The organism is Cupriavidus sp. 05N40 (genome assembly GCF_056397305.1).
The window spans coordinates 1-25,803 of sequence record NZ_JBFTND010000047.1 but is presented as its reverse complement, the minus strand read 5'-3'; the positions used below and the strand labels follow the sequence as shown (position 1 = coordinate 25,803).

Below are 25,803 nucleotides of genomic sequence, written 5' to 3'. Positions count from 1 at the left end.
CTATAATTTCGCCTTTCCAATCAGGCAGTTACCGCGCGGTCACAAGGCGCGGGCCGGGCGCGCGCCATTTATGCAGATCGTAAACATCTCCGCTTACAAATTCGTCACGCTGGACGATATCCCGGTCTTGCGCCCGGACATGCGCGCGCGCTGCGAGGCCCTGGACCTCAAGGGCACCATCCTGCTCGCGCCGGAGGGCATCAACATGTTCCTGGCGGGCAGCCGCGACGCCATCGGCGGTTTCATGGACTGGCTGCACGCCGACCCGCGCTTCGCCGACATCGCGCCCAAGGAAAGCCTGTCGGAGACCCAGCCCTTCAAGCGCATGCTGGTGCGCGAGAAGAAGGAAATCATCACCATGAAGATGCCGCTGATCCGCCCCGAGGCCGGGCGCGCGCCGGCGGTACGGCCGGTGGACCTCAAGCGCTGGCTCGACCAGGGCCACGACGATGCTGGCCGCCCGGTAGTGATGCTCGATACCCGCAATGATTTCGAAGTGGCGGTCGGCACCTTCGCGCAGGCGGTGGATTACGACATCGCGAAGTTCAGCGACTTCCCGCCCGCCATCGCCGCGCACAAGGCGGAGCTCGAGGGCAAGACCGTGGTGTCGTTCTGCACCGGGGGCATCCGCTGCGAGAAGGCCGCCATCCATATGCAGGAAGCCGGCATCGAACACGTCTACCAGCTCGAGGGCGGCATCCTGAAGTATTTCGAGGAGGTGGGCGGCAGCCACTACGAAGGCGACTGCTTCGTCTTCGACTACCGTACCGCGCTGAATCCGAACCTGGAACCGGCCGGTCCCAGGCAGTGCTTTGCCTGCCGCGCCGTGGTCACCGCCGAGGAGCAGCAGGGCCCGCACTACGTGGTGGGCAAGAGCTGCCCGCATTGCATCGCCGAAAGGCAGGCAGCCGCCTGAACGCAAACGGCTTCAGCACGGCCTGTAGCCAGCTTCAGGCCGCCAGCAGGTGATAGAGGTTGCGCAGCATCCCGGCGGTCGCGCCCCAGATGAAGTGGTGACCGCCGTTTTCGCGCGGAAACGGCATGGCGTAGAAAAGCCGCTCGCCGTCCACCCAGCGGAACAGGCGCTGCTGGTGATGCGAAGGATCCATCAGGAAGCCTAGCGGCACTTCGAACACATCCGCCACCTCGCGCGCATCCGGGCGCAGCGTGAAGCCGCCGCGGACCAGGCCCACCACCGGGCTGACGTGGAAGCCGGTGCCCGTGATGTAGTCCGGCAAGGCGCCCAGCACCTCGACATAGCCGCGCCCCAGCCCCACCTCTTCTTCCGTCTCGCGCAGCGCGGTGGCCACGCGGTCGATATCCGACGCCTCGTGGCGCCCGCCGGGAAAGCTGATCTGCCCGGCATGCGCGCTCAGGTTGGCGTTGCGCTGCGTCAGCAGCACCGTCAGCCCGTCTTCGCGCTCCACCAGCGGCACCAGCACGGCCGCGTCGCGCAGCGCCTTGCTGCGGTCGTAGGCGCGCGATTCGTCAGTCAGCTCGGGAGCCCAGGCCGGCGGCGACTTGAGCCTGTGGCGGATGAAATCAGGCCGCAGGCGCACATCTGGCAGCGCCGGGTGGCGGGTATCGGTGGAAACGACGGGGAGGGATTCGGGATCGAAGGCGGGACGCATATCGGATCGCAGTATGACAGATGCGGGCCAAAGCCGTCTTTGCGCATCGCAACACGACAGTCTGCGCGGCAATGCAAAAAGGGCACCCGAAGGTGCCCTTTTTGCGCAGCCATGGCCGGCGGAACCGGCCACGGCAACCAGCTTACTGGGCGGCCGCTGCCTTGGCGGGGGCTGCCTTGTATGCCAGCTTTTCCTTGATACGCGCCGACTTGCCCGAACGCTGGCGCAGGTAGTACAGCTTGGCGCGACGGACGTCACCGCGGCGCTTCACTTCGATACCGGCGATCAGCGGGGAGTACAGCTGGAACGTACGTTCCACGCCTTCGCCCGAGGAAATCTTGCGCACGATGAAGGACGAGTTCAGGCCGCGGTTGCGCTTGGCAATCACGACGCCTTCGTAGGCCTGCACGCGCTTGCGGTTACCTTCCACCACGTTCACGCTGACGATCACGGTGTCGCCGGGCGCAAATGCGGGGATGGTCTTGTTCGCGGTCAGACGCGCGATTTCGTCTTTCTCGATCAGCTCGATGAGGTTCATCGTTTCTTCTCCTTGTCCATCATGCCAGCGTTGAATGCCCCGGGCATTGCCCGGGCCCCGGCAGAGGATGGGGTTTCACTTGACGGGAGCGAACTCCCGCCCTTCATTCGCCAGCCACGCCGACAGGAATTTCTCGTCGGCACGGCTGAGCAAACCTTCGCTGCGCGCCGCCTCGATCAGGTCGGGGCGCTTCTTCGCAGTATTCGCCAGCGCCTGCTGGCGCCGCCACTTCTCGATCTCGGCGTGATGACCCCCGAGCAGTATCTCGGGCACCCGCACGCCTTCGTACTCTTCAGGCCGCGTGTAATGCGGGCAATCCAGCAGCCCATTGACAAAGCTGTCCTGGACCGCCGACTGCGCATCGCCCAGCACACCGGGCAAATGCCTGACCACCGCGTCGATCACGGCCATCGCCGGCAGTTCGCCGCCCGACAGCACGAAATCGCCGAGGCTGATTTCCTCGTCCACGCGCCGCTCGATCAGGCGCTGGTCGATGGCCTCGTAACGCCCGCACAGCAGCACGAGACCCGGGCGCTGCGCCAGCGACATCACCTTCGCATGCGTCAGCGGCGCGCCCTGCGGCGACATCAGCACCACATGCGGCCGTACCGCCTGCGCCTCCGGCCGCGCGGCCTGCTGGGCCGCGCATGCCGCATCGATAGCGTCCTCGAGCGGCCTGGCCAGCATGACCATGCCAGGGCCGCCGCCATACGGGCGATCGTCGATGGTACGGTAATTGTCGGTGGTGAAATCGCGCGGATTCCAGGTGCGCAGCGCATAACGCTGCTGCTTCGCCGCCCGGCTGGTAATGCCCCAGTCGGTCAGCGCGCGAAACATCTCGGGAAACAGCGTGATCACATCGAACTGCATCCGCCTCTCCCTTTGCCTGCCCACCAGGTCGGGCTCGGCGCCTGTTGCCAGGCGCTCAGTAGTCCAGCCCCCAGTCGACCACCACGCGCCGGGCCTTGATATCGACCGAGCGCAGGAATGCATCGACAAACGGGACCAGGCGCTCGCCCGTCTTGCCGTCGGGCAAGGCATGCGCCACCTGCAGGATCTGGTGAGCCCCGTTGTCGATCAGCCCGGACACTTCGCCCAGCAGCTCGCCCTGTTCGTTGAACACGGCGCAGCCGATCAGATCGACCCAGTAAAACTCGTTCTCGTCCGGCGCGGGAAAATCCTCGCGGCGGATCCATACGCGACGCCCCTTGAGCGCTTCCGAGTGACTGCGATCGGACACGCCGACCGCCTGCGCCACCACGGTACCGCTATGCTCGCGGGATTGCGCGATCTTCACGCACAAGGCATCGGACTGCACGGCGGCAGCCGCACCCAGCACGCCGGACGGCGGCGGCCTGAGCAGCCACCAGCGGCGCGCGTGCAGCAGCGCGCTCGCATCGTCGGCATGCGGCTGGATCTTGACCCAGCCCCGAATCCCGTATGCTGCGCCGATATAGCCGACTTCGACCAGGTCGTCCGGCAACGCGTCGGTATAGGCCAGCGCGGCCGGCAACCCGGTCGCGCCCTGCGGCTTGAGATTCGGCTTTTGCTGGGCCGCCTGCGGCCGCGCCGAGGRTTCGAGCGGCACATTGAGCGGCCGCCGCGCCGGGGCGCCTTGCTTGCGTTCGGTCACTTGTCGTTTGCCACGCGTCGCGAAACGCGCGTCACAACAATCAGGCTGCGGCCTTGGCGGCGTTTTGCTTGACCAGACGGGCAACCGTCGGCGACATCTGCGCGCCAACGCCAGTCCAGTAGGTCAGGCGGTCCTGCACCAGGCGCAGGCCTTCTTCGCTTGCCGAAGCCAGCGGGTTGTAGAAGCCGATGCGCTCGATGAAACGGCCATCACGGCGGTTGCGCGAGTCAGCAGCGACGATGTTGAAGAACGGGCGCTTCTTGCTGCCACCGCGAGCCAGACGGATTACGACCATGGGTTGATTCCTCAGAAAACTTGATGTTCGAACACGAAACGCAAGAGTATAGACCAAATCCCGAGGCCAAACAAACACTTAGAGCGATTGACGCGACACACCGCCACAGGCATCGTGGCGAAAACCCCGACAGGAGAGCGTCGCATGCGTTCCTACCTCCACATTCCCGCCTGCCGCGCCCTGCTGGCGGGCGTGCTCGCCGCTGGCGCGTGCCTTGGCGCTAACGCCAGCAGCACCGCAGCGCAGGCCTTGCCGCTCGACCAGATCAAGCTGCCGCCCGGATTTCGCATCGAAGTGCTCAGCCAGTCGGTGCCGGAGGCGCGCGGCATGACCATSTCGCCSGCCGGCACGCTGTTCGTGGGCACGCGCGGGGAAGGCAAAGTCTACGCCATCAGCAACCCGCTGGCCGGCAGCCCCCAAGTGCGAACGGTGGCCACGGGCCTGACCATGCCAGTTGGCGTCGCCTTCCGGAACGGCGCGCTGTATGCCTCCTCGACCTCGCGCATCGTGCGGCTCGATGACGTGGAAGCCCGGCTGGACAACCCGCCCAGGCCGGTGGTGGTGAGCGACCGCTTTCCCGGCGAAACCCACCACGGCTGGAAATTCATCGCCTTCGGGCCCGACGGCTATCTCTACGTGCCGGTCGGCGCGCCCTGCAATATCTGCGCGCCCGACGAGAACCGCTACGCCAACATCATGAAGATGAAGCCCGACGGCAGCGACCTGCAGGTGGTGGCGCGGGGCGTGCGCAACTCGGTCGGCTTCGACTGGCACCCCGCCACGCGCCAGCTATGGTTTACCGACAACGGCCGCGACTTCCTGGGCGACGACCAGCCCGACGACGAACTCAACCGCCTCACCCGCGCCGGCCAGCATTTCGGCTACCCGTTCTGCCATGCCGGCACCATTGCCGACCCGGAATTCGGCAAGCAGCGCGCCTGCGCGGAATTCGAACCGCCGGTGGCCAGGCTGGGCGCTCATGTGGCCGCGCTCGGCATGCGTTTCTATACGGGCGCGCAATTTCCTGCCGAATATCACAACAATATCTTTATCGCCGAACATGGCAGCTGGAACCGCAGCGAGCGGATCGGCTACCGCATCGCCAGGATCGTGCTGGATGACGCTGGCCAGGTGGTGCGCCAGGAAATCTTCGCGCAGGGCTGGCTGCAGAATGACAAGCCATGGGGCCGTCCGGTCGATGTCCAGGTGGCACCGGACGGCTCGCTGCTCGTCAGCGACGACATGGCGGGCGCGATCTACCGCATCCGCTACGCGCCATGAAAACGGAGGCGGCCCGCGCCTCGCCGGCAGCTGTCGACAGGCGGCAAATTCCCCGGCAGTGGGGACGAAACAATCCGTTACACCGGTAACGGCTTTTGCATAGGCGTGCCGGATGCGCGTGCGTACCATGATTCCATCTACCAATAACATCACCGCGCGACAGGAAACTGGGATTCCGCATGCTCCCCCGCAATCTCCTGCGCGACCCGGTGGCTGGCATCCTGTTGGCCGTCTTCCTGATCGGCCTCAGCCCTGCCGGCCACGCTCAGGTCGCGTTCTGGCAACATAACCGGCCCGAAGGCCGGAACATGACCAATGCGCGCGGGCAACCGAGCCAGGGTGGCTGGGAAATGGCAAGCGTGCGTGCCGAACGGCAGGACCATGTACGCGCCCAGATCGAACGCATGGAAGCGCGCGCCCGCGCGGACGACCGCCTGAACGGCCGCCCGCCGCCCCCCCAGGAACGCGAAGACGAACGCGGCCGCCACCCCGATCGCAATGCGCAGGCCGATGGCGGGCGTGGCGATCAGCGCGGCTCCGGCATGGGCCCGGGTTGGCAGGCCCGTGGCCGGGACGGCAGCCGCTAGGCTGCCAGCACGATATCCACTTCTCGCATCCCCCTCGCATCCCCCTCGCGGCGCTGTCCCGGCTTGGCTTTGGTCGCGCCTCTCGCACGGTTCCCGGGCAGTATCCAAACAGTTCGCAAGCGACGGCGGCAGCGCGCCTGTGCCGCATTGTCCGCGCCGCGTAGCGGCGTACAATGAGCGCCGGCGCCAGCCTGCCTGGCCCTCACCCCGACCCTGTGCCGGCACGCCTTGCCGGCCCTCCACTTCGTAGCTGCCCATGCCTGCCGCCACCCAAGCCCCATCATCTGCCGCCGCGACCGTCACGACATCCCCCGGAAAATCGAAGCTGATCACGGTGGCACTGGCCTTCCTGTTCGGCAGCCTGGGGCTTCACCGCTTCTACCTGGGCGGGTTGCGCGACAAGTTCGGCTGGGCCCATCTGCTGGCGACGCTGGCCGGCGCGATCGGCGTGGCGTCGATGCAGACCGGGGCCGGCTCGCCGGCGCTGAACTGGACCTTCGCGGTGGCCGGCGGCACGTCGGTGATCGCAGCCTTCCTCACGGCCATCGTGTACGGGCTGCGTCCGGACGACAAATGGGACGCCCGCTTCAACCCGCACGGCAAGCCGACGCGCTCCGGCTGGCCAGTCGTGATCCTGGTCATCCTGTCACTGCTGATCGGCACCGGGCTGCTGATGGCCGGCCTCGCCATCAGCTTCCAGACCTTCTTCGAATCCCAGGTCGAGGCGGCCCGCGCCCTCTCGCAATAAGCGCACGGCGCAGCCATTCCGGCGCCAATGCACTTCGACCTGCTCGACATCGCCGTCTTCGTGCGCGCCGCCACGCTGGGCAACCTGTCGGCCGCGGCGCGCGATCTCGGGCTATCCACCTCGTCGGCCAGCAGCAGGCTCGCGCAACTCGAGCAGCAACTGGGGACGCGGCTTCTGCACCGGACCACGCGGCGCATCTCGCTGACCGGCGACGGCCAGCGTTTCCTCGAGCATGCCGGGCAACTGCTCGACACCGCCGACCTCGCGGCGCAAGCGGTGGGCCGAGGCGCCGAAGCCCCGCACGGGCAATTGCGCGTCGCGGTGCCCGCTTCGTTCGGCCGACAGCATGTCTCCCCGGCCATTCCTGCCTTCCTCTCGGCTTATCCGGGACTGTCGCTGGATCTGCGCCTGACCGACCAGGTGATCGACCTGGTCGAGGCCGGCGTCGACGTGGCGCTGCGCATGGGGGCCCTGCCCGATTCGTCGCTGGTGGCGCGGCCGCTGGCGCCGAGCCACCGCGCCATCTGCGCCTCGCCTGCCTACCTTGCCACGCATGGCACGCCGCGACATCCGGAAGACCTGCGCCAGCACAATTGCCTGGTGCTCAGCGACCAGGCCTCATGGCAGTTCGACACGGCGCTCGGCAAGACCGTGGTGGCAGTGAGCGGAAACCTGCGCACGGACAACGGCGAGGTCATCCGCGATGCCATCCTGGCCGGCATGGGGCTGGCGCTCAAGTCGACCTGGGATGTCGGCCCCCACCTGCGCAGCGGCGCGCTGGTCAGCGTGCTGACCGATTATCCCGTGCTGCCGGCAGTTTCGATCTGGGCGGTCTACCCCAGCCGCCGGCAGGTGCCGGCCAAGACCCGCGCGTTCATCGATTTCTTCGCCGCATGTTTCGGCTCTCCGCCCTACTGGGACAGCGAGCCCGCGCAATAGCGCCCCCCGGCGCGAACTGGCCAGGCTGCCCCGCCGCCTGCCGCGATGCCTCAGCCCTGCCATCCCAGACATTGCCTCCTGCCGGCACGCCTGCGTTCACGCCTCGATTCCGTCCGGCTGTCGGACCGCTATGCGCAGGTGCGACCGGGCCTTGGTATTTTGGCGCGACTACTGTATAAATATACAGTATCAACCCAGATTACCTTGGATGCAGGACAGCCCCCGTGCCGAACCGACCCCACCCCATCAGCCCGCTAAAAGGCAGGGCTGCGCGCTCGAATGATGTCAGCCGGTTCGATGCATGGACCCGCGAGCGCGTCGACGATGAATGGCAAGCCGCCGATGAGCCAACGACACCACCGATCCAGACCATTGTCTTCACGGAGAAGGCCAGACGCATCGTCTCGCACAACCAGTCGCCGGACCTGCCCTTCCACGCGTCCATCAACCCCTATCGTGGCTGCGAGCATGGATGCATCTACTGCTACGCGCGGCCCAGCCATGCCTATCTGGGACTTTCGCCTGGCCTCGACTTCGAGACCCGCCTGTACGCGAAGGAAAACGCCGCGGCCCTGCTCGAGGCCGAACTCGGCAGCCGCCGCTACACGCCGTCGGTAATCGCGCTGGGAGTCAATACGGACCCATACCAGCCCATCGAGCGGGGCCTGCGAATCACACGGGGGATCCTGGAGGTGCTGGAGCGCTTCAATCATCCCGTGGCCATCATCACCAAGTCGGGCGTGGTCACCCGCGACATCGATATCCTGCAGCGCATGGCGGCCAGGAACCTGGTGCGCGTCCATGTGTCGGTCACCTCGCTCGACAATGAGATCGCACGCACGCTCGAACCCCGTGCCAGCGCACCGGCGCGCCGCCTGGCCGCGATCGCGGCTCTGCGCGAAGCCGGCATTCCGGTCGGCGTGATTGTGGCGCCCGTGATTCCCGGCCTGACCGACTCCGGGATGGAGGCCATCCTCGAAGCCTGCGCCAAGGCCGGGGCGCGCAGCGCGGCGTACACCCTGCTGCGCCTGCCGCGCGAGGTGGCGGCATTGTTCTCCGAATGGCTGGCCACCTATCATCCGCTGCGCGCGAAGCACGTCGAAAGCCTGGTGGCGCAAATGCGCGGCGGCCAGGCCTACGACTCGCGGTTCGGCGTGCGCATGACGGGCACCGGTATCTTTGCCGAACTCCTGAGCAAGCGTTTCAAGCTGGCATGCCGGCGCTTCGGCCTGAATACCGAGCGCCATGCGCTGACCACCGAACTGTTTTCCCGGGACGGCGCCGCAGCGCAAATGAAACTGTTCTGAACCGCGCCGCGGCTTCAGGCAAGCGGCGCCTTTTCGTCGACCGCGATCGCCAGCGTTTCCTTGATCTCTTCCATCACCACATAGCTCTTGGACTGCGCGGCGCCCGGCAACTGCAGCAGGATATCGCCGAGCAGGCGGCGGTACTCGCCGATCTCGCGGATGCGCGCCTTGATCAGGTAATCGAAGTCGCCCGACACCAGGTGGCATTCGAGCACCTCGGGAATGCGTGATACCTCGCGGCGGAACTGCTCGAACATATTGCCCGACTTGTTGCCGAGCGAGATCTCCACGAAGACCAGCAGGCCGCTGCCCAGCAGCGCGGGATTGAGCCGCGCGTAGTAGCCCATGATGACCCCGTCGCGCTCCATGCGCTTGACCCGCTCGATGCAGGGCGTGATGGTCAGCCCCACGGCTTCCGCAAGCTCCTTCATCGACATGCGGCCATCGGCCTGGAGCAGCGCCAGGATCTTGCGGTCGAGCCGGTCCAGGCTGCGCAGGGGCTGACGACTTGTTCTCATGAGTAAATCCTGTTTCTCTGAAAATTACGATAACTATGACTGCACATATTTCAATAGTATAGAGATAAATACTTTATCTGACTTACTTTCTGGTTGAGAGCCCCCGACTATGCGCGTCCTTGTCCTTGGCAGTGGTGTGATTGGCGTGACGAGCGCCTGGTATCTGGCCCGCGCCGGCCATGAAGTCACCGTGATCGACCGCGAGGCCGCGCCCGCGCTGGGCACCAGTTTTGCCAACGCCGGCCAGATCTCCCCGGGCTATGCCTCGCCTTGGGCCGCGCCGGGCGTGCCGCTCAAGGCCATCAAGTGGATGTTCCAGCAGCATGCTCCGCTCTCCATCCGTCCGGACGGCACCCTGTTCCAGTTGCAATGGATGTGGCAGATGCTGATGAACTGCTCGGCCGAGCGCTACGCCATCAACAAGGAACGCATGGTGCGTCTGGCCGAATACAGCCGCGACTGCATCCGCGCCCTGCGCGCCGATACCGGCATTGCCTACGAAGGACGCCAGCAAGGCACGCTGCAGGTCTTCCGCACCGACGAGCAGCTTGAGGGCGCGGCCAAGGACATCGCCGTGCTCGAACAGGCCGGCGTGCCCTACCAGTTGCTATCGCGCGAGGACCTCGCCGCCAGCGAACCGGCCCTTGCCGCCGTCAGCCAAAAGCTGAGCGGCGGCCTGCGGCTCCCCAATGACGAAACCGGCGACTGCCAGCTCTTCACCACGCAACTCGCGGCCATGGCCGAGAGCCTGGGCGTGCAGTTCCACTACAACCGCTCCATCGACGGCCTGCTCACCAAGGGCGACGCGGTCACCGGCGCCATGGTGGGTGGCCAGCCCGTGATGGCGGACCTGGTGGTGGTAGCGCTGGGCAGCTGGTCGACGCCCTTCGTGAAGAACTTCCTGCCGGGCCTCTCGAACCTGCCGGTCTACCCGCTCAAGGGCTTCTCGATCACCGTGCCGATGACCGATGCAACCCGCAGCCCGGTGTCGACGGTGCTCGACGAAACCTACAAGGTTGCCATTACGCGCTTCGACGACCGTATCCGCGTGGGCGGCATGGCCCAGATCGTCGGCTATGACCGTTCGCTGGACCCGTCCAAGCGCCGCACGCTGGAGCATGTGGTGACCGACCTGTTCCCCGGCGCCGGCGATGTCAGCCGCGCCACGTTCTGGACCGGCCTGCGCCCGATGACGCCGGATGGCACCCCCATCGTCGGCCCGACTCCGCTCAAGGGCCTGTGGCTCAATACCGGGCACGGCACGCTGGGCTGGACCATGGCCTGCGGCTCGGGCAAGCTGCTGTCGGACCTGGTGTCCGGTACCTCGCCCGCCATTCGCGCCGACGACCTGTCGGTGGCACGCTATGTGAAGCAGCCGGGCACGCGCGCCGTGCACCGCCCCGCCGTGGCCTGAGCGATCCGGGCTCGCGCGTAAAAAAAGGCGGCCCCGCGGGGCCGCCTTTTGCTTGCGCACGAACAGGTCAGAACTGCGCTTCGCTCAAGGCATTGACCGGCGCGGCGCCCGCCACGACGGCATCGCGCAAACCCGATGCCTGCGACAGGATGTGCTCGGCGAAGAAATGCGCCGTGGCGATCTTGGCGTCATGGAACGATGCATCCTCGCCGCGCTTTGCCTGTGCCACCAGCATGGCGCGGCCGAGCTGCCAGCCCGAGAACACGATGCCGCACAGCTTGAGGTAAGGCACGCTGCCGGCAAACACGGCGTTGGGATCCGCCTTGGCATTGGACGCCACGAACGCCACCACGGCTTCCAGCGCCGTGCGGCCCTTGGCCAGCTGCGCCTGCACCGCTGCGAACGCCGCGCCATCCTGCTTGCCCAGTGCGGCTTCCGTTTCCGCGATCTGCGCGCAGATGGCACGCGCCACGGCACCGCCGTCGCGCAGGGTCTTGCGGCCGACCAGGTCGTTGGCCTGGATGGCGGTGGTGCCTTCGTAGATCGGCAGGATGCGCGCGTCGCGGTAGTGCTGCGCAGCGCCGGTTTCCTCGATGAAGCCCATGCCTCCGTGGACCTGCACGCCAAGGCTGGTGACATCGATCGACAGCTCCGTGCTCCAGCCCTTGACGATAGGCACCAGGAACTCGTAGAAGGCCTGGCTCTGCTTGCGCACGGCCTCGTCCGGATGCTGGTGCGCCGTGTCGCAAGCGGCCGCGGCAACGTAGGCCACCGAGCGTGCCCCTTCGATCAGCGAGCGCATCGTCATCAGCATGCGCTTGACGTCGGGGTGGTGGATGATGGTGACCGCCTCGCGCGCCGAACCGTCGACCGGGCGGCTCTGCACGCGCTCGCGGGCAAAGGCCACGGCCTGCTGGTAGGCACGCTCGGACACGGCGATACCCTGCATGCCGACCGAGAAGCGCGCCGAGTTCATCATGATGAACATGTACTCGAGGCCGCGGTTCTCTTCGCCCACCAGCGTGCCGATGGCGCCGCCGTGGTCGCCGAACTGCAGCACCGCGGTGGGGCTGGCCTTGATGCCGAGCTTGTGCTCGATCGACACGCAATGCACGTCGTTGCGCGCGCCGTTCGAGCCGTCTTCGTTCACCAGGAACTTGGGCACGATGAACAGCGAGATGCCCTTCACGCCCTCGGGCGCGCTCGGCGTGCGCGCCAGCACGAGATGGACGATGTTCTGTGCCATGTCATGCTCGCCGTAGGTGATGAAGATCTTGGTGCCGAAGACCTTGAACGTGCCGTCGCCCTGCGGCTCGGCGCGCGTGCGCACGGCTGCCAGGTCCGAACCGGCCTGCGGCTCGGTCAGGTTCATGGTGCCGGTCCACTCGCCCGAAATCAGCTTGGGCAGGAAGGTGGCCTTCTGCGCGTCCGTGCCGGCGGTCAGCAAGGCCTCGATGGCGCCGTCGGTCAGCAGCGGGCACAGGGCAAACGAGAGATTGGCCGTATTGAGCATCTCGTTGCACGCGGTGGCGATGACCTTGGGCAGGCCCTGGCCGCCGAATTCCTGCGGATGCAGCACGCCCTGCCAGCCGCCCTCGCCAAACTGGCGGAAGGCCTCCTTGAAGCCGGGCGTGGTCGTGACCACGCCGTCCTTCCAGCTGCTGGGGTCGGTGTCGCCGATGCGGTTGAGCGGCGCCAAGACTTGTTCGTTGAACTTGGCCGCCTCGTCGAGCACCGCCTGCGCCGTCTCCGGCGTGGCGTCCTCGAAGCCGGGCAGCTTGCTGACTGCGTCGAGGCCAGCCAGTTCGTTCATCACGAACAGCATGTCCTTGAGCGGGGCACGGTAGGTCATCGATGTCTCCGATATGTATAAAAAAGCCGTTCTCGGGCGGGCCCGGAACGGCTTGTACTCCCTGGCCCGGTCCGGCGCGCCTGGCGGCGGCCGAACCCTGCGATCAGCCCAGCGCCGCCACCAGTTCCGGCACCACGACGTTCAGGTCGCCCACCAGGCCGTAGTCGGCCACCGAGAAGATCGGCGCTTCGGCATCCTTGTTGATCGCCACGATCACCTTGGAGTCCTTCATGCCGGCCAGATGCTGGATCGCGCCSGAGATACCSACGGCGATRTACAGTTGCGGCGCGACGATCTTGCCGGTCTGGCCGACCTGATAATCGTTGGGCACGAAGCCGGCGTCCACCGCGGCGCGCGAGGCGCCCATGGCGGCGTTCAGCTTGTCGGCCAGCGGCGTCAGCACCTTGGTGTAGTTCTCGCCCGAGCCCACGCCACGGCCACCGGACACGATGATCTTGGCTGCGGTCAGTTCGGGGCGGTCGCTCTTGGTGACTTCGCGCGAGACGAATTGCGAGATACCCGCGTCAGCCACGGCCGGCAGGCTTTCCACGGCGGCCGAGCCACCGTCGGCAGCAGCGGCGTCGAAGCCGGTGCCGCGCACGGTGATGACCTTCACCTTGTCCGACGATTGCACGGTCGAGATCGCGTTGCCGGCGTAGATCGGGCGCTCGAAGGTATCCGGGCTGTCGACCTTGGTGATGTCCGACAGCTGGGCCACGTCCAGCCTGGCGGCCACGCGCGGCAGGATGTTCTTGCCGTAGGGGGTCGCGGGGGCCAGGATGTGGCTGTAGTCGTTGGCGATGGCCAGCACCTGCTCGGCCACGTTCTCGGCCAGGCCGTCGCCGAAGTAGGCGGCGTCGGCCAGCAGCACCTTGGACACGCCGGCGATCTTGGCGGCCGCGTCGGCGGCAGCCTTCGCGTTGGCGCCGGCCACCAGCACGTGGACGTCGCCGCCGCACTGGGCGGCAGCCGTCACCGTGTTCAGCGTGGCGGACTTGATGGTTTGGTTGTCGTGTTCAGCAATGACGAGTGCAGTCATGTTTTATCTCCTGGCGCTCAGATGACCTTGGCTTCGTTCTTCAGCTTCTGCACCAGCGTCGCAACGTCCGGCACCATCACACCCGCGGTACGCTTGGGCGGCTCGACGACCTTGACGGTCTTCAGGCGCGGCGCGACGTCGACGCCGAGGTCCTCGGGCTTGACGGTCTCGAGCGGCTTCTTCTTGGCCTTCATGATGTTGGGCAGCGTCACGTAGCGCGGCTCGTTCAGGCGCAGGTCGGTGGTCACCACCGCCGGCAGCTTGATCGACAGCGTTTCCAGGCCGCCGTCCACTTCACGCGTCACCGAGGCACGGCCGTCGGCAACGGTCACCTTGGAGGCGAAGGTCGCTTGCGGCAGGCCAGCCAGCGCGGCCAGCATCTGGCCGGTCTGGTTGGAGTCGTCGTCGATGGCCTGCTTGCCCAGGATCACCAGTTGCGGCTGCTCCTTGTCGACCAGCGCCTTGAGCAGCTTGGCCACGGCCAGCGGCTGCAGGTCTTCGCTCGACTCGACCAGGATGCCGCGGTCGGCGCCGATCGCCATCGCGGTGCGCAGGGTTTCCTGGCATTGCGCCACGCCGCACGACACGGCGATCACCTCGGTCGCCACGCCGGCTTCCCTCAGGCGCACCGCTTCTTCCACGGCGATTTCGTCAAACGGGTTCATGCTCATCTTGACGTTGGCCAGATCCACGCCCGTGCCGTCCGACTTCACCCGGACCTTGACGTTGTAATCCACCACGCGCTTGACTGCGACGAGTACTTTCATGCGCTCACTCCACTGATAGTCGATAGTCAGAAATTTGGTTCGCCCGCCATTATAACCACCGGGTTGGCGGCTCTCTTGTTTTTCGAACGGTCGTACTATTTTATCGGTAAAGAATTGCCGGGCATAGCCCGGCAACGTGAAAACCTTGCGCCATTGTGCTGCAGAATGCCCTGGAGCACGCAGGTCTGGCGGTTTTTTTCAGCTTACCAGGCGGTAATCACCGAGTCCTTGAACGTACTCTGCACATACTGCTTGATCTCGGGCGAGTGGTAAGCCTTCACCAGCTTGGCCACCCAGGGCTTGTTCTTGTCGGCTTCGCGGATGGCGATCAGGTTGGCGTAGGGGCCCTTCGGACCCTCGATGGCGATGGCGTCCTTGATCGGCGACAGGCCAGCGGACTCGGCATAGTTGCCGTTGATCGCGGCGGCGTCGAGGTCATCCAGCGAGCGCGGCAGCTGCGCTGCGTCCAGCTCCACGATCTTGATCTTCTTCGGGTTGGCCACGATGTCCAGCGGCGTGGCCTTCAGGCCTGCATCCGGGCGCAGCTTGATGACGCCCTTGCTCTGCAGCAGCAGCAGCCCGCGGCCGCCGTTGGTGGGGTCGTTGGGCACACCCACGCGCGCGCCTTCCTTGAGCTGGTCGAGCGACTTGAGCTTCTTGGAATACACGCCCATCGGGAACGTCACGGTGAAGGCGATGTGGGTGAATTTGTAGCCACGGTCCTTGATCTGCGCTTCCAGGTACGGCAGGTGCTGGTAGCTGTTGGCGTCGAGGTCGCCGGCGGCCAGCGCGGCATTGGGCTGGATGTAGTCGCTGAACTCGACGACCTGGATGTTCAGGCCGTCCTTGGCGGCGACCTTCTTGACCTGCTCCATGATCTGGGCGTGCGGGCCGCCGGTGACGCCGATCTTGATCGGCTTTTCCTGGGCGATGGCACCAGTGGCCAGGGTGGCGCCAATGGCGGCGCCGGCGATCCATTGCAGCACGTTACGACGTTGCATGTCTGACTTCCTTGTTTCTCGATTTCTGGATGGCTCGATTTCTCGATTGCCCTGATTTCTTTTGTTGCGCGCTGCCGCGCGCCTCGCTCACTTGTGGCTGATGCGCCGCACCAGCCAGTCACCGAAACTCTGCACCGCCTGCACGAAGACGATGAGGATCAGCACTACCGCCACCATCACTTCCGTGATGTAGCGCTGGTAGCCGTAGCGAATGCCCAGGTCGCCCAGCCCGCCGCCGCCGATGGCGCCGGCCATGGCCGAATAGCCRACCAGGCTCACGAAGGTGATGGTCAGGCCGGCCACGATGCCGGGCATGGCCTCGGGCAGCAGCACCTTCATCACGATCTGGCCGGTGGTCGCGCCCATCGACTGGGCGGCCTCCACCAAACCCTTGTCGACCTCGCGCAGCGCGCTTTCCACCAGTCGCGCGATGAACGGAATGGCGGCGATGGTCAGCGGCACGACGGCCGCGGTGGTGCCGATCGACGAGCCGACGATAAAGCGCGTGAACGGGATCACCACCACCAGCAGGATGATGAAGGGAATCGAGCGCACCGCGTTGACCACCACGCCGATGGTGCGGTTGAACAGCGGGTGCGACAGCACGCCGCCGCGGTTGGTCAGGTGCAGCAGCACGCCCAGCGGCACGCCGAACAGCGAGCCGACCACGCCCGAGATGCCCACCATCAGCAAGGTCTCGTTGAACGAGGTCACGAACAGATCAAACATTTCAGACCACATGCTCGATCTCCTCCACGACCACGCCTTGTTCTTGCAGGAATGCCATCGCGGCCTTGACGTCGGCGGGTTCGCCGGTGGCCATGATGGCCAGCGAACCGAAGGCCTGGCCCTGGATCTCGTCGATATGCCCGTGCAGGATATTGAAGTCCAGCCCATGGCGGCGGATGGCCTGGGCCAGCACCGGCTGGTCCACGCCTTCGCCGGTGAAGGCCAGCCGGTAGACATGGTCGCGGCCGTTGCCAAGCCGGCTTTCCACGCGCTTGAGCACGCTTGCCGGCAGTTCCTGGGCAATCACATCGCCGATCATGGCGCGCGTGACCTCGTGTCGCGGGCGCAGGAAGACGTCGATCACGCGGCCGGTCTCGACCACCTGRCCGGCYTCSAGCACGGCSACRCGGTCGCAGACCTGCTTGATCACTTCCATCTGGTGCGTGATCATGACGATGGTCAGGCCCAGTTCGCGGTTGATCTGCTTGAGCAACTCCAGGATGGCGCGCGTGGTTTCCGGATCGAGCGCCGAGGTGGCCTCGTCCGACAGCAGCACCTTGGGCTTGCTGGCCAGCGCACGGGCGATGCCCACGCGCTGCTTCTGCCCGCCGCTGATCTGGGCGGGATAGCGGTCCTTCAGCGCCGTCAGGCCGACCAGTTCCAGCAGCGGCAGCACCGTCGCGGAAATCTCGTTCCTGGACTTGCCGGCCAGCTCCAGCGGCAGCGCCACGTTGTCGTACACGGTGCGCGACGACAGCAGGTTGAAATGCTGGAAGATCATGCCGATGTCGCGGCGGGCCTGGCGCAGCGCGCCGCTGTCGAGCGCCGTCAGGTCCTGGCCGCCGACGATCACGCGGCCGGCGCTGGGGCGGTTGAGCAGGTTGATGGCGCGCACCAGCGTGCTCTTGCCGGCGCCGCTGCGGCCGATGATGCCGAACACCTCGCCCGGCGCGATGGACAGGCTGACATCCCGCAATGCATGCACCTCGCCCGACCCGCCGGGGAAGCGCTGCGATAGACCTTGCAGTTCGATCATGTGAAAAGAAAACGGCAACAGGCGAGAATGTCTCAAGCGCTGTTGCCGCATTTTATTTTTAGGCGAAGCTCGCATTTTAAGCGATCCGCTTCATACCAGAAACGACTTTTTGCCGATGTCTTTATATGTTCAAGGCATATAAGACAATAAAAAGCAGTTTATTCGCCACGCCAAGAAGGCGCACGCTTGTCCAGGAAGGCCTGGACACCCTCCAGCGCGGCGGGATCCATCATGTTGCAGGCCATGGTCTGGCCGGCCAGCTGGTAAGCGGCCTCGATGCCCATCTCGAGCTGGCGGTAGAACAGGCCCTTGCCGGCAGCCACCGCGGCGGCCGGCTTGGCGCAGATACTGGCGGCCAGGCGCGCGACCTCGGCATCGAGGCCGTCRGCGGGCACCACGCGATTGACCAGCCCGCGCGTGCGCGCCTCCGTCGCGTCGATCATGTCGCCGGTCAGCAGCATCTCCAGCGCCTGCTTGCGCGACAGGTTGCGCGACAGCGCCACCCCGGGGGTGGCGCAGAACAGGCCGAGATTGACGCCGGATACCGCGAAGCGCGCGTCATCCGCCGCCACGGCCAGGTCGCACATGGCCACCAGCTGGCAGCCGGCGGCGGTGGCGACGCCCTGCACCCGCGCGATCACCGGCTGCGGCATCTTGTGGATCGCCATCATCATGCGCGTGCAGCGGTCGAACAGGCGGCGGTAGTAGTCGTGCGACGGGCTGGCGCGCATCTCGCGCAGGTCGTGGCCGGCGCAGAAGGCTCGCCCTGCCCCGCCCAGCACCACCACGCGCACCGAAGCATCGGCCGCGACGCGCGCGAAGGCGGCGGTCAGCGCGTCCAGCAGGCCCTCGGACAAGGCGTTGAAGGCTTCGGGACGGTTCATCGTCAGCCGCAGCACGCCGGGCGCATCGAGGCTTTCGCTCAGCAGCGACGCCGCATGGCGGTTATCGGTATCTGCCATGGCAGGCCTTCTCCTGTTGTCTATTGCTCGAGCAGCACCTTGAGGTGCGCGAGCACGCTGCGGCCGAGCGCGCTGAGGTTGTAGCCACCTTCCAGGCAGCTGACGATGCGTCCCTTGGCATGCGTGCGGGCGACTTCCATCAGTTGCGCGGTAATCCAGGCGTAGTCCTGCTCGACCAGCCCCATCTGCCCGAGGTCGTCCTCGCGATGGGCATCGAAGCCCGCCGAGATGAACAGCATCTGCGGCTTGAACTCGTTCAGGCGCGGCAGCCAGATCGTCTCCACCACTTCGCGCACCGCCATGCCGCTGGTATAGGCCGGCAGCGGGATGTTCGACATATTGGTGGCGATATGCTCGGTGCCGCTGTAGGGATAGAAGGGGTGCTGGAAGAAGCTGCACATCAGCACGCGCGCATCGCCGCGGAACGCGGCCTCGGTGCCGTTGCCGTGATGCACGTCGAAATCGACGATCGCCACGCGCTCCAGGCCGTGCGCCGCGAGCGCGTGGCGCGCGGCGATCGCTACGTTGTTGAAGAAGCAAAAGCCCATCGCATGGTCCGGCTCGGCATGATGGCCGGGCGGGCGCACACAGCAAAAGGCATTTTCGATCTCGCCCGCGATGACCGCGTCGGTGGCTGCCACCGCGGCGCCGGCCGCGTGCGTGGCGGCGGCCAGCGTGTGGCTGTTCATCAGCGTGTCGGGGTCGATCGGGTGATAGCCGCTGGCGGGACTGGCGGCGGCCAGGCTGGCCACGTACTCCGGCCGGTGCACGCGCCCGATCTGCTCTGCGGTCGCGGCGGGGGCATCGCGCCGGTCGAGCAAACCATCCATGCCGTGCGAGATCAGCTGGTCTTCTATGGCCTGCAGGCGCTCCGGGCATTCCGGATGGAAATGCCCCATCTCATGCAGCAGGAATTCTGGATGCGTGTAATAGCCTGTCGGCATGGCTTATAGCTTTATCGTGGTCTCCAATCGCTACGTTAGCACATGCCGCGCCGGGCACCCAGCGAGGTGCCGCGCGGGCACCATCCGCTATACTCGCAGCGACTTGCAAAGGACACCATGACCGAAACCCAGCGCTCCCTGCGCCGCCCCTTGCTGGGAGCTGCGCTTTCCGCTGCCGCATTGAGCTTGTGCGGCGTTTCTCCCGCACTGCTTGCCGCCGGCAAGCGCCGTGTGAGCGTGCGCGAGGAAGAGATCGAGCCGGGCCGCTATCGCGACAACCCGAAGAGCCGCGCCTTCATCGACGAAATGGTGGCGCGCCATGGCTTCGCCCGCCCCATGCTCGAAGGCTGGTTCGGGCAGGCCGTCTATTCGTCCACGGTAGCGCGCCTGATCATGCCGCCCGCCACGCCGGGCCGCAAGAGCTGGCGCGCATACCGCTCGCGCTTTATCGAACCCATCCGCATCAACGCGGGCGTGCGCTTCTGGCAGCAGAACCGCGACACCCTGCGCCGCGCCGAGGCCGAGTTCGGCGTGCCGGCTTCGGTGATCGTCGGCATCATCGGCGTCGAAACCATCTATGGCCGCGACATGGGCACGTTCCGCGTGATCGACTCGCTCTCCACGCTGGCCTTCGACTATCCGGACACCCCGAACCGCGACGCGCGCACCACGCTGTTCCGCAACCAGCTGGCGGACTACCTGCTGTGGTGCCGCGACACCAACACCGATGTGTTCTCGGTGCTGGGCTCCTACGCCGGCGCCGTCGGCATCCCGCAGTTCATGCCGACCAGCCTGCGCGACTACGCCATCGACTACGACGGCGACGGCCACATCGACCTGCGCAACAGCGCCACCGACGCCATCGGCAGCGTGGGCCGCTTCCTGCAACTGCACGGCTGGGAACAGGGCCGCCCGGTGGTCTGGCGCCTTGCCCCCGACGAGGGCAGCCGCGGCATCGCCACCGCGGCCGCAGACGGCGAGCCGTGGCCCACCCGCACGCTGAACCAGTTGCTCAAGGCCGGCCTGCGCGTGGACGAACCGATCGACCTGGCGCGCGAAGGCGAGACCGGCGTGCTGGTGGTGGACCTGCCCACGCCCGGCGAAACCACCGACTACATGCTGGGCCTGCGCAATTTCTACGTGCTCACGCGCTATAACCGCAGCTTCTTCTACGCGCTGGCGGTGTACCAGCTGGGCGAGGCGGTCAAGTCGGCGATGGGCTGACCCCGAGCGCCGGCGGCACCTGCCGCCGCCGACCACAGAAGACAAAAAGCCCCGCCGTGATCCGAGCGGGGCTTTTTGCTGGCGCGTGCGGTGCGTGCGGCGCGGGCCTCAGGCCGGGAACACCCCTGTCGAGAGATAGCGGTCGCCGCGGTCGCACACCACGAAGACGATGGTGGCGTTCTCCACCTCTTCGGCGATGCGCAGTGCCACGCACAGCGCGCCGGCGGCCGAGATCCCGCAGAAGATGCCTTCCTCGCGCGCCATGCGGCGGGCCATGTGCTCGGCATCGCCCTGACTGACCAGTTCGGTGCGGTCGATGTACTTGGGATCGTAGATCTTCGGCATGTACGCCTCCGGCCACTTGCGGATGCCGGGAATGCGCGAGCCCTCGGCCGGCTGCGCGCCGACCACCTGCACCGCCGCGCTCTGCTCCTTCAGGAAGCGCGACACGCCGGTGATGGTGCCGGTGGTGCCCATGGCGGAGACGAAGTGAGTGATGCGTCCTTCGGTTTCGCGCCAGATCTCGGGGCCGGTGGTCTCGTAGTGGGCCAGCGGATTGTCCGGGTTGCCGAACTGGTCGAGGATCACGCCGCGGCCATCGCGCTCCATCGAGTCAGCCAGGTCCCGCGCGTACTCCATGCCGCCCTTGACCGGCGTGAGAATGATCTCGGCGCCATAGGCGGCCATGCTCTGGCGGCGCTCCATGCTCAGGTCTTCGGGCATGATCAGCACCATCTTGTAGCCACGGATGGCGGCCGCCATGGCCAGCGCGATGCCGGTATTGCCCGAGGTGGCCTCGATCAGCGTATCACCCGGCTTGATGCGGCCGCGCGCTTCGGCGCGGGCGATCATCGACACCGCCGGCCGGTCCTTGACCGACCCGGCCGGGTTGTTGCCCTCGAGCTTGCCGAGGATGACATTGCCGCGCGGGGCACCGGCGGCGCCGGGGATGCGCTGCAGTTGCACCAGCGGCGTATTGCCGATGGTGTCTTCGATCGTCTTGTAGGCCATGGTGAGCGGGGATTCCAAATGTCGGCGGACATTGTAATCCAGTCGTAATACCCGCGTTGGCTGCGCGGCGGGCGACCCTCGCCGCCCGGGCCGCCGCGGCACGGTCATCAGGCGTCGGATTCGCTCTTGCTGCCGCCCAGCAGGTGATACAGCAGGATGGCGCCGAAAGTGGCGGTACCGATACCGCCCAGCGCCATGCCGCCCAGCTTCAGGGTCAGGTCGCCGGCCGCCACGGTGAGCGTGGCGCCCACCGTGATCAGGTTGCGCGAGCTGGAGAAGTCCACCTTGTTTTCCACCCAGATGCGCCCTGCCGTGGCGGAAATCAGCCCGAACACGACAATGGTCAGGCCGCCGATCACGGGACCCGGGATGGTCAGGATCAGCGCGCCGAACTTGGGAGAAAAGCCCAGGATGAGCGCCACCACCGCGGCCACCACGAAGATCAGCGTGGAGTAGATCCGGGTCACGGCCATCACGCCCATGTTCTCGGCATAGGTGGTCACGCCGGTACCACCGCCGCCCGCGGAGATCATGGTGGCAATGCCGTCACCGATGAAGGCACGCCCGATGTACGGATCGAGATTGCGCCCGGTCATCACGCTGATGGCCTTGATATGCCCGAGATTCTCGGCCACCAGTACGATCGCCACCGGTGCGATCAGCAGCATGGCGCTGGCCTGGAATACCGGCGAGGTGAAGACCGGCAGGCCGAACCAGCTCGCCGCGGCCACGCCGGAGAAATCGATGGCCTTGCCCAGTCCCATGACATTGGTGCAAACGTAATACAGCGCATAGCCGAACAGCCCGCCGACCAGCACCGGCAGCCGGCGCAGCATGCCAGGCGCGTGCACGGCGACCATGCCAACGGCCAGCACCGTGGCCAGGCCAACCCAGGTGTCGAGCGCGGCGCCGCTCACGGCCTTGACCGCCACCGGCGCCAGGTTCAGGCCGATGGCCGCGACGATGGCGCCGGTCACCACGGGCGGCATCAGCCGCTCGACCCAGCGGTATCCCACCGCCTGCACCACGAGACCGATCACCAGGTAGAGCGCGCCCGCGGCGATGATGCCGCCCAGCGCCACCGGTATGTTCGGGTTGGGGCCGCTGCCGGCGTAGCCGGTGGCGGCAATCACCACCGCGATAAAGGCGAAGCTCGAGCCCAGGTAGCTCGGCACCCGCCCGCGCACGCACAAGAAGAAAATCAGCGTGCCGATACCGGAAAACAGGATCGCGATATTGGGATTGAAACCCATCAGGATCGGCGCGATCGCCGTCGAGCCGAACATCGCCACCACGTGCTGGATGCCGGCCAGGACGGTCTGCCCCGCAGGCAGCCGCTCGTCAGGCGCGATCACGCCATGCGTCTTCAGCCGCCACTTGGGCAGGAATCCCGCGTCCTCATCATTTCCCATTGTCCAGCTCCCTTTTCTGTCCTTGGCCTGGCCGCCCGCGCGCGGGCAGGTCCGGCTCGATTTGGTTTGTCCTTGCCGCGCGGCCGGCTCGGCCTGCGCGGGCGTCCGCATGATACCGTGCAGCCGCGATCGTGCGAAGCCATCCGGACTAGCACGAGCCGTACCAGCGGCTCGACCGCGCTTTTGGTGCATGAACGCAAAGAAGCCCCGGACACGGCCGGGGCTTCTTCGGTACGACGGGCGGGTTGCCTTGGTGGCGGCAGCCGCGCCCGCTTATCTGGCGGGCTTGGCCGGCGCCTTGTCCGCGACCTTGGCATCCTTCTTTGCCGCAACCGCGGCCGGCTTCGGTGCGGCCGCGGCGCCGATGGTCATGCCGCCTTCCTGCAGCCGCGCCACCGATTTCTGCCCAAGGCCCTTGACGCGGTCGGCCAGGTCGGCCGCATCCTTGAAGGGACCACCCTTGGCGCGCTCGGCGACGATGGTGCTCGCGGTGGCCGGACCGATGCCCTTGAGCGTCACCAGCGAAGTCTCGTCTGCCGTATTGACATCGACCGCGGCATGGGCCGCGCCCATCAGCGAAAAGCACAGCGCCAGGGCCAGCAGTGCCTGCCCGGAAACCAGCTTGAGTACCTTGATTGCCTGATTGCGCATGGAGATTCTCCTATCCGTTGTGAAGGTAGCCGCGCCCTCGCTGGACGCGGCAACACGGAGGATAGGAGCGCGCGGCAGCGTTGGCGCGTCCTGCAACAAATGTTCACCTCGGCTACCAAGGTGTGTCCGCCGCAAGCCAAAAAAACGCGCGCCGAAGCGCGCGTCGATGGCCTGATCTCTCCCGCCTCAGGCTTTGCGCTGCAGCAGCCAGCGGCAGTAGCGCGACACGCCTTCCTCGACCGTGTAGAACGCGTCCTTGTAGCCTGCCGCGCGCAGTCGCGACATGTCCGACTGCGTGTAGCACTGGTATTTGCCGCGCAGCGCATCGGGGAACTTGACGTACTCGACCAGTCCTTCCTGCACCAGCTCGTCCAGGCTCAGCCGGGGCTTGTCCTCGGCTTCGCGCAGCGTGTTGACCACGGTGGTGGCGATGTCGTTGAAGGGCTGCGCGTTGCCGGTGCCGAGGTTGAAGATCCCCGACTTGTCCGGGTGCTCGAGGAAGAACAGGTTGACCTTCACCACGTCTTCCACCGACACGAAGTCGCGCGTATGGCCACCCGGGCCGTAGCCGCCATATTCGCCGAACAGCTTCACGGTGCCGTCGGCGCGGAACTGGTTGAAATTGTGGAACGCCACCGAAGCCATGCGTCCCTTGTGCGCTTCGCGCGGGCCGTAGACATTGAAGTAGCGGAAGCCCACGATCTGCGACAAAGCCGACGGCAGCGTGCGCCGCACCACCTGGTCGAACAGGAACTTGGAGTAGCCGTAGACGTTGAGCGGCTGCTCGTGCTCGCGGTCTTCCTTGAACACCTGCGAAGCGCCGTAGGTCGCCGCCGACGAAGCGTAGAGGAACTGCGTGCCCTGCTCCAGGCAGGCTTCCATCAGCGCCCGCGTATAGCGGTAGTTGTTCTCCATCATGTAGCGGCCGTCGTGCTCCATGGTGTCCGAGCAGGCGCCCTCGTGGAAGACCGCGCGCACCTTGCCGAACTCGCCACGGGCGAAGCGCGCGAGGAATTCGGTCTTGTCCACGTAGTCGAGGATCTCGCAGTCGACGAGGTTGTGGAATTTCTCTGCGCGCGTCAGGTTGTCGACGGCGACGATATTGTCCTCGCCGCGTTCGTTGAGGCCCTTGACGAGGTTGCTGCCGATGAATCCGGCCGCGCCGGTAACGATGATGGTCATGTGCGTGAAGGCTCGTTCGAGCCGGAAGGCAGCGCCGCGCCCTGCGCCTGCGAGCCGAACAATTCAGAATAGGTGACAACGGCCGTGCCGAGCTTGCCCACCACGATGGCGCCGGCGCGGTTGGCGTGCTGCACGGCTTCCTTGAGCGGCACGCCGGCCCCGAGCATGGTCGCCAGCGTGGCGATCACGGTGTCGCCGGCGCCCGATACGTCGTAGACCTCGCGCGCCTGGGCCGAAACATGCAGCACTTCCGCTTCGGTGTAGAGCGTCATGCCCTCTTCCGAACGCGTCAGCAGCAGCGCATCGAGATGCAATTCGCGGCGCAGGTTCTGGGCCCGGATGGTGAGGTCCGATTCGGTCTTCCAGGCACCCACCACATGACGCATCTCGGCGCGGTTGGGCGTGATCAGCGTGGCGCCGCGATAGCGCGAGTAGTCGTCGCCCTTGGGATCGACCAGCACCAGGCAACCGGCCGCCCGGCCGGCTTCCACCATGCGGCCCACGTGCGCCAGCCCGCCCTTGCCGTAGTCGGACAGCACCAGCACCTTGTATTCCTTCACAAGGGCCAGGAAGCGGTCCTGCACGGAGAGCAGGACTTCGTGCGCCGGCGGGTTCTCGAAATCCACGCGCAGCAGTTGCTGCTGGTGCGCCATCACGCGCAGCTTGATGGTGGTGTTGACKCTCCGGTCGCGGTGCAGGTAGGGCTGCACATGGCTGGCCTCCAGCAGCGTCTCCAGCGTGCGGCCGGGCTCGTCGTCGCCCACCACGCCGAGCATGCCGACCGTGGCGCCCAGCGCGGCCGCGTTGCGCGCCACGTTGGCGGCGCCGCCGAGCCGTTCGTCGCTGCGCTTGATCTGCACGACCGGCACCGGCGCTTCCGGCGAGATGCGTTCCACGTCGCCGAACCAGTAGCGGTCCAGCATCATGTCGCCCGTCACCAGGATGCGGGATTGATTGATCTGTTGCAGCGGAATGTGGTTCTTGCTCATGGAATCCTTGGCAACGCGGCCCGGTCCGTCAGCCAGGGCGTCGGCTTGTCGTTCCCGTTGGTTTTCTCGGTTCAGCGCGTCGTGGTCGGCCGCCCGATCGCATGGTATTCGAT

At 66.3% G+C, this 25,803-nt stretch carries 27 protein-coding genes; 8 read left to right on the top strand and 19 right to left on the bottom strand.

Going from position 1 to position 25,803, the window contains the following annotated elements; translation table 11 throughout:
* The first annotated feature begins 70 nt into the window (after positions 1-70).
* Positions 71-916 carry a sulfurtransferase gene (locus tag AC1DO7_RS13560; RefSeq protein ID WP_441612491.1) on the top strand — a complete coding sequence of 282 codons (846 nt, stop codon included), beginning with the start codon at positions 71-73 and terminating at the stop codon, positions 914-916.
* Between the two features lie 34 nt (positions 917-950).
* Here AC1DO7_RS13560 and AC1DO7_RS13555 read toward each other — a convergent pair whose 3' ends face one another.
* From AC1DO7_RS13555 to rpsP, 5 genes are all read right to left on the bottom strand, one after another.
* Complete coding sequence (locus AC1DO7_RS13555) at positions 951-1,631, bottom strand: CoA pyrophosphatase (RefSeq protein ID WP_441612493.1); 681 nt, start codon at positions 1,629-1,631, stop codon at positions 951-953.
* A gap of 142 nt (positions 1,632-1,773) precedes the next feature.
* Entirely contained in the window at positions 1,774-2,169 is a 396-nt protein-coding gene (gene rplS / locus AC1DO7_RS13550; RefSeq protein ID WP_441612494.1) for a 50S ribosomal protein L19, read from the bottom strand.
* A gap of 75 nt (positions 2,170-2,244) precedes the next feature.
* Positions 2,245-3,039: a tRNA (guanosine(37)-N1)-methyltransferase TrmD gene (gene trmD / locus AC1DO7_RS13545; protein WP_441612495.1), complete on the bottom strand. Its 795-nt coding sequence runs from the start codon at positions 3,037-3,039 to the stop codon at positions 2,245-2,247.
* A gap of 55 nt (positions 3,040-3,094) precedes the next feature.
* Positions 3,095-3,682 carry a ribosome maturation factor RimM gene (gene rimM, locus AC1DO7_RS13540; protein ID WP_441612727.1) on the bottom strand — a complete coding sequence of 196 codons (588 nt, stop codon included), beginning with the start codon at positions 3,680-3,682 and terminating at the stop codon, positions 3,095-3,097.
* 160 nt (positions 3,683-3,842) lie between these two features.
* Positions 3,843-4,097, bottom strand: a complete 255-nt coding sequence (gene rpsP / locus AC1DO7_RS13535) for a 30S ribosomal protein S16 (protein WP_441612496.1) — start codon at positions 4,095-4,097, stop codon at positions 3,843-3,845.
* A 144-nt stretch (positions 4,098-4,241) separates the two neighbouring features.
* On the opposite strand from rpsP, the gene AC1DO7_RS13530 reads away from it, so the two are divergent.
* The 5 genes from AC1DO7_RS13530 to AC1DO7_RS13510 all read left to right on the top strand — a co-directional run bounded on the left by AC1DO7_RS13530 (position 4,242) and on the right by AC1DO7_RS13510 (position 8,959).
* Entirely contained in the window at positions 4,242-5,378 is a 1,137-nt protein-coding gene (locus AC1DO7_RS13530) for a PQQ-dependent sugar dehydrogenase (protein ID WP_477116227.1), read from the top strand.
* Positions 5,379-5,557: 179 nt separating this feature from the next.
* Positions 5,558-5,965, top strand: a complete 408-nt coding sequence (locus AC1DO7_RS13525) for a hypothetical protein (RefSeq protein ID WP_441612498.1) — start codon at positions 5,558-5,560, stop codon at positions 5,963-5,965.
* Positions 5,966-6,221: 256 nt separating this feature from the next.
* Entirely contained in the window at positions 6,222-6,713 is a 492-nt protein-coding gene (locus tag AC1DO7_RS13520; RefSeq protein ID WP_441612499.1) for a TM2 domain-containing protein, read from the top strand.
* 27 nt (positions 6,714-6,740) lie between these two features.
* Positions 6,741-7,652 (top strand): LysR family transcriptional regulator, encoded by a 912-nt coding sequence (locus tag AC1DO7_RS13515; RefSeq protein WP_441612500.1) that lies wholly within the window; start codon positions 6,741-6,743, stop codon positions 7,650-7,652.
* Positions 7,653-7,876: 224 nt separating this feature from the next.
* Positions 7,877-8,959 (top strand): PA0069 family radical SAM protein, encoded by a 1,083-nt coding sequence (locus tag AC1DO7_RS13510; protein ID WP_441612501.1) that lies wholly within the window; start codon positions 7,877-7,879, stop codon positions 8,957-8,959.
* 14 nt (positions 8,960-8,973) lie between these two features.
* On the opposite strand, the gene AC1DO7_RS13505 is transcribed toward AC1DO7_RS13510, so the two are convergent.
* A complete protein-coding gene (locus AC1DO7_RS13505; protein ID WP_441612502.1) occupies positions 8,974-9,477 on the bottom strand; it encodes an Lrp/AsnC ligand binding domain-containing protein in 504 nt (167 codons plus the stop codon).
* Positions 9,478-9,586: 109 nt separating this feature from the next.
* Between AC1DO7_RS13505 and AC1DO7_RS13500 the strand changes: the two genes are divergently transcribed.
* A complete protein-coding gene (locus AC1DO7_RS13500; protein ID WP_441612503.1) occupies positions 9,587-10,891 on the top strand; it encodes a D-amino acid dehydrogenase in 1,305 nt (434 codons plus the stop codon).
* Positions 10,892-10,958: 67 nt separating this feature from the next.
* Here AC1DO7_RS13500 and AC1DO7_RS13495 read toward each other — a convergent pair whose 3' ends face one another.
* The 8 genes from AC1DO7_RS13495 to AC1DO7_RS13460 form a co-directional block, all read right to left on the bottom strand.
* On the bottom strand, positions 10,959-12,743 hold the full coding sequence (locus AC1DO7_RS13495; RefSeq protein ID WP_441612504.1) for an acyl-CoA dehydrogenase: 1,785 nt from the start codon (positions 12,741-12,743) through the stop codon (positions 10,959-10,961).
* Between the two features lie 103 nt (positions 12,744-12,846).
* Positions 12,847-13,782 (bottom strand): electron transfer flavoprotein subunit alpha/FixB family protein, encoded by a 936-nt coding sequence (locus AC1DO7_RS13490; RefSeq protein WP_441612505.1) that lies wholly within the window; start codon positions 13,780-13,782, stop codon positions 12,847-12,849.
* Between the two features lie 17 nt (positions 13,783-13,799).
* On the bottom strand, positions 13,800-14,549 hold the full coding sequence (locus AC1DO7_RS13485; RefSeq protein WP_441612506.1) for an electron transfer flavoprotein subunit beta/FixA family protein: 750 nt from the start codon (positions 14,547-14,549) through the stop codon (positions 13,800-13,802).
* Positions 14,550-14,752: 203 nt separating this feature from the next.
* Positions 14,753-15,550 carry a MetQ/NlpA family ABC transporter substrate-binding protein gene (locus tag AC1DO7_RS13480; RefSeq protein WP_441612507.1) on the bottom strand — a complete coding sequence of 266 codons (798 nt, stop codon included), beginning with the start codon at positions 15,548-15,550 and terminating at the stop codon, positions 14,753-14,755.
* 87 nt (positions 15,551-15,637) lie between these two features.
* Entirely contained in the window at positions 15,638-16,291 is a 654-nt protein-coding gene (locus tag AC1DO7_RS13475; RefSeq protein WP_441612508.1) for a methionine ABC transporter permease, read from the bottom strand.
* Positions 16,281-17,315 (bottom strand): methionine ABC transporter ATP-binding protein, encoded by a 1,035-nt coding sequence (locus AC1DO7_RS13470; RefSeq protein WP_441612509.1) that lies wholly within the window; start codon positions 17,313-17,315, stop codon positions 16,281-16,283. Before AC1DO7_RS13470 ends, AC1DO7_RS13475 begins: the two co-directional genes overlap by 11 nt.
* Before the next feature lie 158 nt (positions 17,316-17,473).
* The gene (locus AC1DO7_RS13465) at positions 17,474-18,277 is read right to left on the bottom strand and encodes an enoyl-CoA hydratase (RefSeq protein WP_441612510.1); all 804 of its coding nucleotides are present in this window, start codon (positions 18,275-18,277) and stop codon (positions 17,474-17,476) included.
* Positions 18,278-18,297: 20 nt separating this feature from the next.
* Positions 18,298-19,221: a histone deacetylase family protein gene (locus AC1DO7_RS13460; RefSeq protein WP_441612511.1), complete on the bottom strand. Its 924-nt coding sequence runs from the start codon at positions 19,219-19,221 to the stop codon at positions 18,298-18,300.
* Positions 19,222-19,338: 117 nt separating this feature from the next.
* Here AC1DO7_RS13460 and mltB point away from each other — a divergent pair, with 117 nt between their 5' ends.
* Positions 19,339-20,445, top strand: coding sequence for a lytic murein transglycosylase B (gene mltB / locus AC1DO7_RS13455; RefSeq protein ID WP_441612512.1), 1,107 nt, complete (start codon positions 19,339-19,341; stop codon positions 20,443-20,445).
* Positions 20,446-20,553: 108 nt separating this feature from the next.
* On the opposite strand, the gene cysM is transcribed toward mltB, so the two are convergent.
* The 5 genes from cysM to rfaE1 form a co-directional block, all read right to left on the bottom strand.
* Positions 20,554-21,456: a cysteine synthase CysM gene (gene cysM / locus AC1DO7_RS13450; protein WP_441612513.1), complete on the bottom strand. Its 903-nt coding sequence runs from the start codon at positions 21,454-21,456 to the stop codon at positions 20,554-20,556.
* 107 nt (positions 21,457-21,563) lie between these two features.
* Positions 21,564-22,868 carry a solute carrier family 23 protein gene (locus tag AC1DO7_RS13445; protein ID WP_441612514.1) on the bottom strand — a complete coding sequence of 435 codons (1,305 nt, stop codon included), beginning with the start codon at positions 22,866-22,868 and terminating at the stop codon, positions 21,564-21,566.
* Positions 22,869-23,141: 273 nt separating this feature from the next.
* Positions 23,142-23,519, bottom strand: coding sequence for a ComEA family DNA-binding protein (locus AC1DO7_RS13440; RefSeq protein WP_441612515.1), 378 nt, complete (start codon positions 23,517-23,519; stop codon positions 23,142-23,144).
* A gap of 186 nt (positions 23,520-23,705) precedes the next feature.
* Positions 23,706-24,701, bottom strand: coding sequence for an ADP-glyceromanno-heptose 6-epimerase (rfaD, locus tag AC1DO7_RS13435; RefSeq protein WP_441612516.1), 996 nt, complete (start codon positions 24,699-24,701; stop codon positions 23,706-23,708).
* Positions 24,698-25,690 (bottom strand): D-glycero-beta-D-manno-heptose-7-phosphate kinase, encoded by a 993-nt coding sequence (rfaE1, locus tag AC1DO7_RS13430; protein ID WP_477116226.1) that lies wholly within the window; start codon positions 25,688-25,690, stop codon positions 24,698-24,700. The genes rfaD and rfaE1 overlap by 4 nt, the downstream gene beginning before the upstream one ends.
* Positions 25,691-25,803: the final 113 nt, after the last annotated feature.